Genomic DNA, 13,001 nt, shown 5'->3' on the forward strand with positions numbered 1-13,001 from the left:
TTAGTTAAGCGATAAGTTTATTTGTTTCCCTTCTTTTTTAGCCTTTTCATCTTTTTGTTTTCCAATCATAGAACCAATTAGCATTCCTAAAGGATATCCAACAGCTAACATGGAAATATTACCAATAGCTGTAGAAAATATAATTCCTATTGGAATTCCAAAAGTTACCATTCCTAAAACAAACCATTGTTTTTGATAGTATTTTTCTGGAACAATTCCGTGCTCTTTAACTATGAGTTGAATAATATTACTCCTAGTAATTAATAATTTTCTTCTGTATTTTCTTTCACTACTTTCTTGAAAAGAATTAATTGATTTAACCAAATCATTAATTTTAACAATAGAATTTTCAGATAGTTCTGTTCCTCTGTAAGCAACCAATATTTTTTCTAAATCAGAAAACGCTTTTTTGGTTGTTTCTTTTTCAGTGAAATGACTATTCTTCTTTAATTCTATAATTTCCATAAACGATTTAATTTTTGATTACTTATAATAAGAGTCTTTTTTCGTTAAAATGTTACACTTACTAACCTTTAATCTTTGTTTTTGGAGTATATGGTAATGTTTCGAAGCCCATATTATATAATGTAAATCCGAAAATATCTGCTGTTTGTTCAATTGTTTTAGTTAATGAAGTACCAGCTCCATGCCCTGCATCAGTCTCAATTCTAATTAAAACAGGATTGTCTCCTTTATGCTTATCTTGTAATTCTGCAGCAAACTTAAAACTATGTGCAGGCACTACTCTATCATCATGGTCTCCAGTAGTTACTAAAGTTGCTGGATATTCAACACCTTCTTTAACGTTATGTACTGGAGAATATCCTTTTAAATATTCGAACATTTCTTTATTATCTTGAGCAGTTCCGTAATCGTAAGCCCAACCTGCACCTGCAGTAAAAGTATGGTAACGTAACATATCTAAAACTCCAACCGCTGGTAAAGCTACTTTCATTAAATCAGGACGCTGAGTCATTGTAGCTCCAACTAAAAGCCCACCATTAGAACCTCCTCTAATAGCTAAAAAATCTGATGATGTATATTTACTTTTAATTAAGAATTCTGCAGCAGCTATAAAGTCATCAAAAACATTTTGCTTTTGCATTTTAGTTCCCGCAACGTGCCATTTCTTTCCGTATTCTCCTCCACCTCTTAAATTAGGTACAGCAAAAATTCCACCTTGCTCCATCCAAACTGCGTTTGTAGTACTAAAAGTTGGAGTTAAACTAATATTGAATCCACCGTAACCATATAAGATCGTTGGATTCTTACCGTTCAACTCAATTCCTTTTTTATGAGTTATAATCATTGGTACTTTTGTACCATCTTTAGAAGTATAAAAAACTTGCTTGCTTTCATACTCATCTGGATTGAAAGTAATGCTTGGCTTCCAATACATTTCAGACGTTCCTTCTTTTGGATTGAACTTATAAAATGATCTTGGTGTTTTATAGTTTGCGAAAGAGAAATATAATTCTTTATCATCTTTTTCTCCACCAAAGCCACCAGCAGAACCTATTCCTGGTAATTTTATTTCTCTAACTAACTTTCCATTGTAATCGTATTGTAATACTTTAGAAATTGCATCAACCATGTAGCTCGCAAAGAAATATCCTGAACCTGTAGACGGTCTTAAAACATTTTCTGTTTCAGGAATAAAATCTTTCCAATTTTCTGGAGTAGGGTTTGTAATATCTACTGTTACAACTTTTTGATTTGGTGCATTTAAATTGGTTCCAAAGAAAAACTTTGTCCCTTCGTTTTCTATATAATATGTTGTACTATCAAAATGATCTAATATTGTAATAAAATCACTATCTGGTTTTGATAAATCTTTCACAAACAATCTGTTTCCTGATGTTGATTTTGAAGCAGACACAATTAAGTATTGATCATCTTCTGTAACTCCACCACCAACATAACGATGTTTTTCTTCTGGTGTAGCACCGAAAATTACTTTATCTGTTTTTTGAGCTGTTCCTAATTTGTGGTAGTATAATTTGTGTTGATCTGTTTTTGCAGATAACTCACTTCCTTTAGGTTTATCGTAACTAGAATAGTAGAAACCTTCGTTACCTTTCCAAGAAATTCCAGAGAACTTTACATCTACTAAAGTATCTTCTTTTATCTCTTTAGTCTCAACATCCATAATGATGATTTTTCTCCAATCACTACCTCCTTCAGAGATTGAATATGCTACTATTTTTCCATTTTTAGAAAAACTCACATTACTCAACGATGTTGTTCCATCTTTAGAAAATGTATTAGGATCTAAGAAAACCTCTTTTTCTCCATTTCCTTTTTCTCTATACATAACACTATGGTTCTGTAATCCATCGTTCTTATAAAAATAAGTGTAATCTCCTCTTTCAAAAGGCACACTCAATTTTTCATAGTTTAATAATTCCGATAGTCTATTTTTTAATTCATTACGATAAGGAATTTTAGATAAGTAATCGAAAGTAACTTCATTTTCTGCCTTTACCCACTCTTCAGTTTTTTTACTTCTATCATCTTCTAACCATCTATAGTTATCGGTAACTTCTTGTTCAAAATATGTATCTACAACTGGTACTTTTTCAGTCTTTGGATAATTCAATGCTGTTTTAGTTTTAGATTCCTCTTGCTTACAACTCACCACCAGTAAGCCCGCAAGTATTGGTAAAATTATTTTTTTCATTATTTAGATCGATTAGTTAATGTTTTCAAAATTAGATTAAAAAACTTACGATTTGTTACAATTTAAGATGTTTTTAACATCTATAGTTTTTATTTGTAATTTCTGTTACATTTAACGTCTAATCAACAAAACACAAATAAGAGTTATTATGACTGAATTATTGTCTAAAGAAACTTTTCTAGCAAAAGTTTTTAACTATGAAGAAAGTAAAGAGTGGAATTACTCAGGTGAATTACCTGCAATTATAGATTTTTATGCAGATTGGTGTGGACCTTGTAAAATGTTAGCTCCAGTTTTAGAACAACTAAGTGAAGAATATAAAGATAAGGTTGTAATTTATAAAGTAGACACAGAAGCAGAACAAGAATTATCAGCAATATTTGGTATTCGAAGTATACCTTCAATGTTGTTCTGCCCTATCGGAGAAGATCCTCAAATGGCTCACGGAGCTTTACCTAAAAATCAAATAGAGAAAATTATTAGTGATGTTTTGAAAGTATCTAAATAACATCTATTAATAATTATTTAATGTATTATGTTTACCATATACACAAAAAAGTTTACCATTTATACAAAAAGTATATTCAGAACACGATAACATATGTATATTTGCGACGTACTTTTATGTATTCAACATTTACACAATCATAAATCGTAATATTGGGGATTATTCGAATTATGGAATCAAGAGCAACGTTTCTCAGACGTTGCTTTTTTTGTGCCCAAAATCTTCATTAAAAAGTGTAATTTTTTTCATCATTTTTTTCAAAATAAGAATATCAACAAACACAACTACTTGAGCGAAATCATCCAAGTTAAAAAACTATAATACAGATATTTATAAAAAATATTTTTTTAGTGAAATTTAGAAGAAATTATACCATTTGTTAAAAACTTCAAGGAGTTTGTGGATAAGTATGGCTTTATTTTTTTCATAAAATTTTGAATCTTTGTTGTCCCCCCTACAACAACTTTTTTAACATATAATTTGAACGTACAAAAATGGCCGTATTAGAACCAATTTTACAAGAAAATAAAGACAGATTTGTTATTTTTCCAATCCAACATAATGATTTATGGGAATGGTATAAAAAACAACAAGCTTGTTTTTGGACTGCTGAGGAAATAGACCTACACCAAGACCTTGATGATTGGAACAATAAATTATCTGACGACGAACGCTATTTTATTAAACATATATTAGCTTTTTTCGCTGCTTCTGATGGAATTGTAAATGAAAATTTAGCAGAAAACTTCGTAAATGAAGTTCAATACTCTGAAGCGAAATTTTTCTACGGTTTCCAAATTATGATGGAAAACATCCATTCTGAAACGTATTCTTTATTAATAGATACATACATTAAGAATGATGATGAAAAAAATAATTTATTTAAAGCTATTGAAGTTTTTCCTGCAATTAAAAAGAAAGCAGACTGGGCTTTAAAATGGATAGAATCTGATTCTTTTGCTGAAAGATTAATTGCTTTCGCAGCTGTTGAAGGAATTTTCTTCTCTGGATCTTTCTGTTCAATTTTCTGGTTAAAGAAAAGAGGATTATTACCAGGATTAACATTTTCTAATGAATTAATTTCGAGAGATGAAGGTATGCACTGTGATTTTGCAGTACACTTACACAATAATCATCTATTAAATAAAGTTTCTAAAGAAAGGATTAAAGAAATTATAATTTCTGCTTTAGACATCGAACGTGAATTTATCACAGAATCATTACCTGTTAGTTTAATAGGAATGAATGCTAAATTGATGACTCAATATTTAGAGTTTGTAACAGACCGTTTATTATTAGAGTTTGGTTGTGAAAAAGAATATAGCGCAACAAATCCATTCGATTTTATGGAAATGATTTCGCTTGAAGGAAAAACCAACTTTTTCGAAAAAAGAGTGTCTGAATATCAAAAGGCAGGAGTAAAATCTGGGGGAACAGGCTCAATCAGTTTTGACGCTGATTTTTAAGAGCTTACATCATATAAAAACATCTGAAAACAATTAAATCTTAGGGAAGTATTCTCCCTAGGACTAACCTATATAAAACCAAAAATTATCATGTATGTAGTAAAAAGAGACGGTAGAAAAGAACCTGTGATGTTCGATAAAATCACAGAAAGAGTAAAAAAGATGTGTTACGGATTAAACAATATTGTTGATCCGGTTAAGGTAGCCATGAGAGTAATCGAAGGGCTTTACGATGGGGTTACAACCTCTGAATTAGATAATTTAGCTGCTGAAGTTTCAGCAACTATGACAACTGCTCATCCAGATTACGCTAAATTAGCCGCAAGGATCGCCGTTTCAAACTTACATAAAAACACAAAAAAGTCATTTACTGAAACAATGACTGATTTGTACAATTACGTTAACCCAAGAACAAACAAAAAAGCTCCTTTATTAGCAGATGATGTTTATGAAATCATCATGAAAAATGCTGATAAGTTAGACTCTACTATTATTTACAGTCGTGATTTTAATTACGATTACTTTGGTTTTAAAACATTAGAACGTTCTTATTTACTAAAATTAAACGGACAGATTGCTGAGCGTCCTCAGCAAATGTTAATGCGTGTTTCTATTGGTATCCATAAAGAAGATATTGATGAAGCTATCGCTACATACGAATTAATGAGTAAAAAATACTTTACTCACGCTACACCTACATTATTTAACTCTGGTACACCAAAACCACAAATGTCTTCTTGTTTCTTATTACAAATGCAAGACGATAGTATTGATGGTATCTACAACACATTAAAACAAACTGCTAAGATTTCTCAATCTGCAGGAGGTATAGGTTTATCTATCCACAATATTCGTGCTACAGGTAGTTATATTGCTGGTACTAACGGAACATCAAATGGTATCGTACCAATGTTACGTGTATTTAACGACACTGCTCGTTATGTAGATCAAGGTGGAGGAAAACGTAAAGGTTCTTTCGCTATGTACTTAGAGCCTTGGCATGCTGATATTTTTGATTTTCTTGACTTAAAGAAAAATCATGGTAAAGAAGAAATGAGAGCTCGAGATTTATTCTACGCAATGTGGATTTCTGATTTATTCATGAAACGTGTTCAAGAAGATGCTGATTGGACTTTAATGTGTCCACACGAATGTCCGCATTTATATGATACTTACGGAGAAGAGTTTGAACGTTTATACACAAGCTACGAACAAGCTGGAAAAGGTAGAAAAACCATAAAAGCTCGTGAGTTATGGGAAAAAATTCTTGAATCTCAAATTGAGACAGGAACTCCATACATGTTATATAAAGATGCAGCTAACCGTAAATCGAACCAAAAGAATTTAGGAACAATTCGTTCTTCTAATCTTTGTACAGAGATTATGGAATATACAGCTGAAGACGAAGTTGCTGTTTGTAACTTAGCTTCTATTGCGATTCCTATGTTTGTTGGTGAAGATGAAAACGGAAACAAATTCTTTGATCACGATAAATTATTTGAGGTTACTAAAAAAGTAATCAGAAACTTAGATACTGTAATTGATGAGAATTTCTACCCTGTTGTAGAAGCTGAAAACTCAAATACACGTCACCGTCCTGTTGGATTAGGTATCCAAGGTTTAGCTGATGCATTTATTATGCTTCGTTTACCATTTACAAGTGAAGAAGCTAAGAAATTAAATCAAGAAATTTTTGAAACTTTATATTTCGCAGCTGTAACTTCTTCAAAAGATATCGCTAAGAACAAAGGTGCATATTCTACATTTGAAGGATCTCCAATGTCTGAAGGAGAATTCCAATACAATATGTGGGGAATTAAAGATGAAGATTTGAGCGGAAGATGGGATTGGAAATCATTACGTGATGAAGTAATTGAACATGGTGTTCGTAACTCTTTATTATTAGCCCCAATGCCAACTGCATCTACATCTCAAATATTAGGAAACAATGAGGCTTTTGAGCCTTATACTTCTAACATTTATACTCGTAGAGTATTATCTGGTGAGTTTATTGTAGTTAACAAGCACTTATTAGAAGATTTAGTAGAATTAGGTTTATGGAATAATGATATGAAAGAAGATATCATGAGAGCTAATGGTTCTATTCAACATATAGACGCAATTCCACAAGATCTTAAAGATTTATATAGAACAGTTTGGGAAATGAGTATGAAAGATATTATCGACATGGCTCGCCATAGAGGATATTTCATCGATCAATCTCAGTCTTTAAACTTATTTATGAAAGATCCTGATTTTGGTAAATTAACTTCTATGCATTTCTATGCTTGGAAAAGTGGTTTAAAAACAGGAATGTACTATTTACGTACAAAATCTGCTGTAAACGCTATTCAGTTTACATTATCAAAAGAAAAGAACACAGAGCAGGAAGATAAACCAATGAGTCCTGCTGAATTTAAAGCAATGGTTGAAGCTTCAAAGAATGCTGAAGGACCAGAAGATTGTTTAATGTGTGGTTCTTAAAATTTTGAATTTAATTAAAAGGGAGTACAAAAGAGGAGTCGGAAGACTTCTCTTTTTTTATTATCTAAATAAATAACGCATTACCAGTATAAAAATACCAACTATACTTGCTAAAGAAGATGTTATTAAGGCAATTAAAACAGTATTGTCTAGTATGAAATTTAGCTGAGTAGAAAAACCTGCTAAAAAAACAATAGTTAAAACTAAAAAAGTAAACACACTAAGAAAAATAAACGTACGATATGCATATTTCTTACGTTCGTTTCTATCCTGTATTCTATCAGAGATTTCTTGTCGAGTAAGATTAAGATTAATATCAAAATCTAATTCTCTTCCATCAACTCCCGAATCTCCAGCTCCTTTCAGTAAGTCGTCTAATTCAGAATTATGCACTTCTTAAATAGTTTCTTAAGTTCACAACAAATTCGTCGTAATACTTTTTTATTAATCGTTCACCAATAACCCTATTTTCTCCATACCTATAAGTTAAACTCCAAGGAGTTCCTGGTCTGTGAGTAGAAGTTACTAATTCTTTAGACGAAGTATCTTTATAAAGATTCCAAGTTAATCTAACGATTTTTTTATCTTCCATGTCGGTCAAACTTGGTTCATAAGGACTCTCCCATTCATTCTCTAAAGCCATTGACTTAGATGTAATAGGATCTGACTTAAAATGTTTGAACTCATGATAAATACTCGGAACTACAGGACCATATTTCCAAGCTTCGATGCTGTCATCTTTAAAAATAGGTCTATCTAAAATAGATAATGAAAGACCTTGAGCGATATACATTAACTTAACTAATTTCATATTAGTTAATGGTATATTTTGCTCTTTCGAAAGACTTATAAATTCGTTAGCTACAGAGCTAGCTGTTCCCATACCTTTAATACTGTGTTGTTTATACAAATGTAGTGACAATTTTTAACCTTTTTCAATTTCTTTGGTACAAAAGTACAATTTCCGTCGCTAAAAATCAAATAGTTAAAGTTTAGTCATATTTATCTAATATAAAGAAAAAAGATTAAATAACTTTGTTTCGAATTGATTTATTAGAATAAATGAACTGGGAGCAATTACTTTCTTTAAAACGTTATGGTGACACGCAAAAACGCGAACGTATTCTACAAGATGAAACTCGTTTAGGTTTTGAAGTTGACTTTGACCGTATAATATTTTCTTCTGCATTTAGAAGTTTACAAGACAAAACACAAGTTATTCCGTTATCAAAAACAGACTTTGTTCACACTAGATTAACCCATAGTTTGGAAGTTTCTGTAGTAGGAAGAACATTAGGAAGAAGAGTAGGAAAAGAATTACTAGAAAAACATCCTAAATTAAAAGAACTAGGCTACACGTTTAATGATTTTGGAGCTATTGTTGCCGCAGCCTCTGTGATGCACGATATTGGAAATCCTCCATTCGGTCATTCCGGAGAAAAAGCAATAGGCGAATATTTTAAAACAGGAAATGGTAAATCATATAAAGATCAATTAACTGAGAAACAATATCAAGATTTAATTGATTTCGAAGGAAATGCTAATGGTTTCAAAATTGTAACTGAAGATCGATCTGGAACTCCAGGTGGATTACGTTTGTCGTATGCAACATTAGGAGCCTTTATTAAATACCCTAAAGAAAGTCTTCCTAAAAAACCGTCAAAAGATATTTCAGATAAGAAGTATGGATTTTTCCAATCGGAAAAAGATGCTTTTATCGATGTTGTTTCCGAATTAGGAATGTTGAAAAAAGAAAGAAGTGAAATTGCTTATTATCGTCATCCTCTAGCCTATTTAGTTGAAGCAGCAGATGATATTTGTTATACGATTATTGATTTTGAAGATGGAATTAATCTTGGCTTAATTGATGAAAGTTACGCTTTAGAATATATGTCTAAACTTGTAGCAAACATCAATAGAGAAAAATACTATTCTTTAAAATATAAAAAAGACAGAACTGCATATTTAAGAGCAATTGCAATTAACACCTTAGTCGGCGAAGCTGTAACAATTTTCTTAGAAAATGAAGAAGCTATTCTAGAAGGTGAATTCAATAAATCTCTGCTAGATAAATGTAAATACGAAGCTCAAATACGAGATATTATAAATATTAGTATTGAAAAGATCTACAAAAGCAAAGAAGTGGTCGAAAAAGAAGTTTCTGGTTATAAAATTATAGCTGACTTACTTGATGTTTTTGTAACTGCTTTAAACAATAAATATGAGCAACAACAATCCAACTACGATAACTTGGTGTTGAATCTTCTTCCTGAAGAATACAGAGATCCAAAAGAGAATTTATATGATAGAATCATGCAAATTTGCAGCTACATCGCAAGTATGTCTGATGGTTATGCAATTCGCCTTTACAAGAAGGTAAATGGGAATATTGTGTAAAACAATCAAGATTAGTAAGCTACAATGACAAGCTTGTAGCTTACTAAAATCAACTATTATACATAATCTATAAATTGATCAAAACATAGACTTATAACTTCTTGTATCAATTACAGTTTTTTTGTCTTTTTCGATTTTAATTACTTCAATTGATGCTTTTTCACCAGTTTTTGATTCAAATTTTAATTCAAGAACAAAACCTTTGATACTTGTTTGATTAGTCATACCTAATAACGGAGCATAATTAGATTCGATAGGAAAGCTTTCAGTTAACCAAACAGATGCATAACCTTCGTCATTTTTGTAAACATACTCCGAACATTTGTAACCCAAAATTGTTTTTGTATTTCCTGTTTTTACTAAACCTTCATTTCCTTTTGGCATTTTATCAGAATTATCGTATTCCAAAGAAGCTGAATTCTCTTTCTTAATTTTCATTCCTCCAGCATTGATAAAAGAAATAATTTTAGATGGCGTAATCACATTGTAAACCTGACTCGAATTATCAACATTCATTTCCATACAAGTGATTTCTTTTTCTTCACTAAAAAGCAAATTAAACACCGCTTTTTCATCCTTTTCGTTCGTAACCTCAACAGTAACACTTCCTTTAAATGTATAAGATTTAACAGCATCTACATCTTTGGCTTTTTTCTTCTTTTTCTTTAGTGCATTTTCCATTGTTTCATCTGCCTTCTTATCTATTTTTTGTAATGCTTTATTTTCTGCTTTATTCTGAAGTCGTTTCGTTACTTTTTTCCAAAACTGTGCGTTTCCATTTGTTGGAACACATAGTAAACATCCTACAATGCAAATCAGTTTAATAATTTTTTTAGCTCTCATAATAGTATCTGTTTTTTAAATTAATGTTTACTTTTAAAAAAGGTTAACATTAATCTTGAAAAAATAATTTCAGGATTTTGCTTACTTTTAGAAAAAAAAGACACTAAATGAATGATAGTGAGATACTCCAAAACATAAAAAAAGGAGACTCTAAAACACTAAAGGAGATTTATTTAGCATATAGAAAACCTTTTTTAGTTTTTGGAAAAAAATATAGTACATCTGAAGAAGTTATTTTAGATGTGTATCAAGATGCTATCATTGCTTTTCAAGAACAAGTAATGAAAGGTAAAGCCGATAATTTAAATTGTACTTTAAAAACATATTTATTTGGTATCGGAAAGTATATGATTTTTGATAAAAACAGAAAATCAAACAAAGAAGTGAGCATGTTTACTAGCGAAGTAAAAGATGATTATGATGTAGTAGAAGTAGAAGATTTTTCTAATCCTGTTGTTAGTCTTCAACAGAAACAAATTCAAAAAGCATTGAGCTTGTTAGGTAAAAAATGTAAAGAGGTACTAACCTTATTTTATTATAACAATTTAACCATAGAAGAAATAAAAGAGTATTTAAATTACGACAACAAAAACGTAGTTAAGAGTCAGAAATCAAGATGTTTAAAACAATTAAAATCTAAGGTTAATGGATAAATTTATACTCATAGAAAAATATTTTGAAGGAACTTTATCTGAATCAGAACAAGTAGAGTTTGATGATTTGTTAACTAATGATGTTGAATTTAAAAAAGAATTCGACTTTCAACAAAACCTTCAGCAAGCAATTGTACAAGAAAGTAGAGATACACTCAAAAGAGAATTACAAGCGTTAGAAAAGAACTCTTTCCAAGAAAATAAAGTAAAGCGTTTATTCCCTTTTCTAAAAGTAGCAGCATCTGTAGTGCTTATTTTTTCAATTGGAGCTTATTTATTACTCAACAGTAATGATTCCAACGAAGAATTATTTCAAGAATATTATAGTCCGTACACTAATGTAATTCAACCTATTGTTAGAGGTGAAGCTTCAGAAACCATAGAATATCAGGCTTTTTTAAATTATGAAAGTGAAAAATATCAAGAAGCTTTAACTCTATTTGAAAAAGCGTATTCAGAAACAAAAAACAATCACTTATTGTTATATAAAGCCAACTGTTTACTTTCTTTAAATAATCCAAAAGAAGCTATCTTAAATCTAGAAAACTACTTAAAAACCCCTTCAGCTTTTAACGATAAAGCGTATTGGTATTTAGGTTTAAGTTACCTGAAATTAAATGATAAATCAGCTGCTAAAGATTACTTTAAGAAACTAGAAAAACTAGATTCTTTTAAACAAAAAGAAGTTCAGGAAATTTTGAAAAACTTGTAAACTACAAAAGAGATTATTTGCGCTCAGCTGCAAATTTTTCCAATTCCATGTACCAGTTTTTACCGAACTTTCGTATTAAAGCTTCTTTAACGAATTTATAGATAGGAACTTCTAACTCTTTTCCTAATGAGCAAGCGTCGTCACAAATTTCCCATTTATGATAATTTACTGCTGAAAACTCAGAATAATCTTTTACTCGAACTGGATATAAATGACAAGAAATTGGTTTTTTCCAATCTACCAAGCCTTTATTATAGGCCTCTTCAATGGCACACAAAGCTGTGTTCTTTTCGTCAAAAATTACATAAGCACACTCGGCGTGATTTACTAATGGTGTTTCTAATTCACCAAAATCACTTGTAATCCAAGTTCCTTGCGATTCTATTGCAGCAATACCTTCTTCACGAAGAAATGGTTTAACTTTAGAATATATTTCTTCTAAAATTTTTGTTTCCTCTTTATCTAAAGGAGCACCTGCTTCTCCTTCTACACAACAAGCTCCTTTGCATGCAGACAAGTTACAAACAAACTCCTTTTCTATAATATCTTCTGAAACTATGGTTTTTCCTAATTGAAACATAGCGCAAAAATAAACTTATTTTTACTACATTTAATTCCATTAATACATACTTTTGCCGTTTTTTTAAAAAATGTTTAACTAAAAAATATCAGTTATGAACTTTAATTTAAATGAAGTATTTACAGCGTTTATGGTACTTTTTGCGGTTATTGATATTGTTGGAAACATTCCAATTATTATTGATTTACGTAAAAAAGTTGGACATATTCAATCTGAAAAAGCTTCGATTATCGCTGGTTTAATTATGATTTTATTCCTGTTTGTAGGACAACGTTTACTTAGTCTTATTGGAATAGATGTAAATTCTTTTGCCGTTGCTGGTTCGTTTATTTTATTCTTTATTGCTCTTGAAATGATTCTTGGTATTACGTTGTACAAAGAAGAAGAAGACCAAGCTTTAAATGCTACAGTATTTCCTTTAGCCTTTCCTTTAATTGCTGGTCCGGGTAGTTTAACTACGTTATTATCACTTCGTGCAGAATTTCAATTAATGAATATCATCATAGCTGTTTTATTAAACGTTATTGTTATTTACGCAGTATTAAAAACTTCTGCTAGAATTGAGCGTTTAATCGGTAAAAACGGAATCGCAATTATTAGAAAGATTTTTGGTGTAATATTACTTGCAATCGCTGTAAAATTATTTGCTGCAAATATTAAAATGTTACTAGCCTAAAT

General features: G+C 30.6%; 13 protein-coding genes. 7 read left to right on the forward strand and 6 right to left on the reverse strand.

Features of this window, described 5'->3' with window-relative positions; translation table 11 throughout:
* Complete coding sequence (locus Q1A15_RS03275) at nucleotides 1-465, reverse strand: hypothetical protein (protein ID WP_299618706.1); 465 nt, start codon at nucleotides 463-465, stop codon at nucleotides 1-3.
* 61 nt (nucleotides 466-526) lie between these two features.
* On the reverse strand, nucleotides 527-2,680 hold the full coding sequence (locus Q1A15_RS03280) for a prolyl oligopeptidase family serine peptidase (RefSeq protein WP_299618709.1): 2,154 nt from the start codon (nucleotides 2,678-2,680) through the stop codon (nucleotides 527-529).
* Nucleotides 2,681-2,828: 148 nt separating this feature from the next.
* Between Q1A15_RS03280 and trxA the strand changes: the two genes are divergently transcribed.
* The 3 genes from trxA (at nucleotide 2,829) to Q1A15_RS03295 (ending at nucleotide 7,138) form a co-directional block, all read left to right on the forward strand.
* Nucleotides 2,829-3,188, forward strand: coding sequence for a thioredoxin (gene trxA, locus Q1A15_RS03285; RefSeq protein ID WP_299618712.1), 360 nt, complete (start codon nucleotides 2,829-2,831; stop codon nucleotides 3,186-3,188).
* 494 nt (nucleotides 3,189-3,682) lie between these two features.
* Nucleotides 3,683-4,654 carry a ribonucleotide-diphosphate reductase subunit beta gene (locus Q1A15_RS03290; RefSeq protein ID WP_299618715.1) on the forward strand — a complete coding sequence of 324 codons (972 nt, stop codon included), beginning with the start codon at nucleotides 3,683-3,685 and terminating at the stop codon, nucleotides 4,652-4,654.
* A gap of 90 nt (nucleotides 4,655-4,744) precedes the next feature.
* The gene (locus Q1A15_RS03295) at nucleotides 4,745-7,138 is read left to right on the forward strand and encodes a ribonucleoside-diphosphate reductase subunit alpha (RefSeq protein WP_299618718.1); all 2,394 of its coding nucleotides are present in this window, start codon (nucleotides 4,745-4,747) and stop codon (nucleotides 7,136-7,138) included.
* A gap of 60 nt (nucleotides 7,139-7,198) precedes the next feature.
* Here Q1A15_RS03295 and Q1A15_RS03300 read toward each other — a convergent pair whose 3' ends face one another.
* Together Q1A15_RS03300 and Q1A15_RS03305 are read right to left on the reverse strand one after the other, a co-directional pair.
* Nucleotides 7,199-7,531, reverse strand: coding sequence for a hypothetical protein (locus Q1A15_RS03300; protein WP_299618721.1), 333 nt, complete (start codon nucleotides 7,529-7,531; stop codon nucleotides 7,199-7,201).
* Entirely contained in the window at nucleotides 7,524-8,048 is a 525-nt protein-coding gene (locus tag Q1A15_RS03305) for a type II toxin-antitoxin system antitoxin SocA domain-containing protein (RefSeq protein WP_299618724.1), read from the reverse strand. The genes Q1A15_RS03300 and Q1A15_RS03305 overlap by 8 nt, the downstream gene beginning before the upstream one ends.
* Nucleotides 8,049-8,200: 152 nt before the next feature.
* On the opposite strand from Q1A15_RS03305, the gene Q1A15_RS03310 reads away from it, so the two are divergent.
* Nucleotides 8,201-9,535, forward strand: coding sequence for a deoxyguanosinetriphosphate triphosphohydrolase (locus tag Q1A15_RS03310; protein ID WP_299618727.1), 1,335 nt, complete (start codon nucleotides 8,201-8,203; stop codon nucleotides 9,533-9,535).
* Between the two features lie 78 nt (nucleotides 9,536-9,613).
* Here Q1A15_RS03310 and Q1A15_RS03315 read toward each other — a convergent pair whose 3' ends face one another.
* Nucleotides 9,614-10,378, reverse strand: a complete 765-nt coding sequence (locus Q1A15_RS03315) for a DUF4412 domain-containing protein (RefSeq protein ID WP_299618729.1) — start codon at nucleotides 10,376-10,378, stop codon at nucleotides 9,614-9,616.
* Nucleotides 10,379-10,485: 107 nt separating this feature from the next.
* Here Q1A15_RS03315 and Q1A15_RS03320 point away from each other — a divergent pair, with 107 nt between their 5' ends.
* Both Q1A15_RS03320 and Q1A15_RS03325 read left to right on the forward strand, forming a co-directional pair.
* Entirely contained in the window at nucleotides 10,486-11,031 is a 546-nt protein-coding gene (locus Q1A15_RS03320; protein WP_299618732.1) for a sigma-70 family RNA polymerase sigma factor, read from the forward strand.
* Nucleotides 11,024-11,743 (forward strand): tetratricopeptide repeat protein, encoded by a 720-nt coding sequence (locus Q1A15_RS03325; protein ID WP_299618735.1) that lies wholly within the window; start codon nucleotides 11,024-11,026, stop codon nucleotides 11,741-11,743. The genes Q1A15_RS03320 and Q1A15_RS03325 overlap by 8 nt, the downstream gene beginning before the upstream one ends.
* Before the next feature lie 13 nt (nucleotides 11,744-11,756).
* Here Q1A15_RS03325 and Q1A15_RS03330 read toward each other — a convergent pair whose 3' ends face one another.
* Nucleotides 11,757-12,323 (reverse strand): DUF3109 family protein, encoded by a 567-nt coding sequence (locus Q1A15_RS03330; protein WP_299618738.1) that lies wholly within the window; start codon nucleotides 12,321-12,323, stop codon nucleotides 11,757-11,759.
* 94 nt (nucleotides 12,324-12,417) lie between these two features.
* Here Q1A15_RS03330 and Q1A15_RS03335 point away from each other — a divergent pair, with 94 nt between their 5' ends.
* A complete protein-coding gene (locus Q1A15_RS03335; RefSeq protein WP_299618742.1) occupies nucleotides 12,418-12,999 on the forward strand; it encodes a MarC family protein in 582 nt (193 codons plus the stop codon).
* The last annotated feature ends 2 nt before the right edge of the window (nucleotides 13,000-13,001 follow it).

The organism is uncultured Tenacibaculum sp. (assembly GCF_947495995.1).
Lineage (GTDB): Bacteria > Bacteroidota > Bacteroidia > Flavobacteriales > Flavobacteriaceae > Polaribacter.